Origin of the sequence: Vibrio sagamiensis NBRC 104589, assembly GCF_007990935.1 — a bacterium.
In the GTDB taxonomy this organism is placed as follows: Bacteria; Pseudomonadota; Gammaproteobacteria; order Enterobacterales; family Vibrionaceae; genus Vibrio; species Vibrio sagamiensis.
Map to the genome: position 1 here is coordinate 1 of NZ_BJXJ01000124.1, position 1,324 is coordinate 1,324.

At 35.7% G+C, this 1,324-nt stretch carries 2 protein-coding genes; both read right to left on the minus strand.

Annotation, left to right across the window (positions count from 1 at the left end):
- Positions 1 to 439 (minus strand): RHS repeat-associated core domain-containing protein (locus VSA01S_RS19730; protein WP_147052799.1); only part of this gene is annotated, 439 nt, incomplete at its 3' end.
- Positions 440 to 741: 302 nt separating this feature from the next.
- On the minus strand, positions 742 to 1,324 hold a 583-nt coding region (locus VSA01S_RS19735), incomplete at its 5' end, for a hypothetical protein (RefSeq protein WP_222593944.1).

A 1,324-nucleotide genomic window follows, 5' to 3' on the forward strand; every position in this document is an offset into this window, starting at 1 on the left:
CCGCACATTGAATCCCCTCTGTAGCGGCAGCAATACCAGCACCAACCACTGCACCGATTATGGCTCCAATAAGCAAGCTGAGTAATGCGAAATGTCCACTTGGGTCACGTTGGTTAATTGGGTCACCGAGGCAATAAGCGTAACCATGAGTACCACCACGTCCAAATGGACTCATCGAATCATAGGCGTGAAAACGCATTAAATGTGGGTTATATTGTCGGTAACCTTGTCCCAAATGATAGCACCCTGTTACAGGATCTTGTCTCTCACCATTAAAGCCAAGCGGATTATTCTTTAATGATGCGCTAGATGAAGCATACAAATCACGAGCGAGTCCTTGCCCCGGTAACATCGAGATAGAAGCAGCTCCGGTAACAGCCGTATTTTTTAGAAAGCGCCTTCTTGAATAGTTAGTAGCAGTAAATTTTTTATTCAACATTATTTTATTACTCCTCGTAATAAATACTTTGATCCGAAAGCTTCAATAAAAAATAAATAAAAGCTCCATTTTAATATTATTATGAAAAATCAAATCAATACTATAAACACCTCTAAGATATTTATACCTCATATGGAAATCAGGAATCTAAATACTAAAAAATATTAAAAACACATTTTAAAATACTGAGTAAATAAAAGTAGAAATTAAAACATCATCACCATAACGAACTCACCTGTGTTTTAATAAAAACAGGTGAGTTAAATTAAGTTATAACACGCAAGTAACTAGCCTAAGTTTATCTATATCAGCATTGATTGCCGAAAGTACACAGGATTATAAGCAAAAGTCCAGTAGTCTTTTTCATAAAACGAAAACGGGTTTACTTTAGCAATAGTAAGTTCATCGCTGAATTCATATTTTCTAAATATGTCATATCTCCCATCTGTGAGTTCTTTATTAAAAATAGCCGTATTACCCTCAATATCAATACTATTATATACTGGACCAGAATAAGATTTTACCGTTTTTCCTGTTACCTTAGCCAATTGAGCGCCAAAAGATTGACTTCCTCCATCACCAGAATAACAAACTATCGTTCTGATATTATCATAGTTGGATAGATTATATTGGCTAGAAAGCACCCCATGAAGTTCATCGGCTTCCATACGTCTACTCCCATTTGATGTAAGTTTACTTCCCGCTGTTAGTTTGCCAACACCATTAACTTTTTCGCCATGGGCTAAAATATTGAGTCTACTCTTCCCTTTATAAACATCTTCAAAAGAAAATATTTCGTTATTCAATAAATGAGTATTACGCATATTTCCTCCCATCTTAACATATGTCGATCTTGATGATTTACTTAGCCTTCCGATACCACGT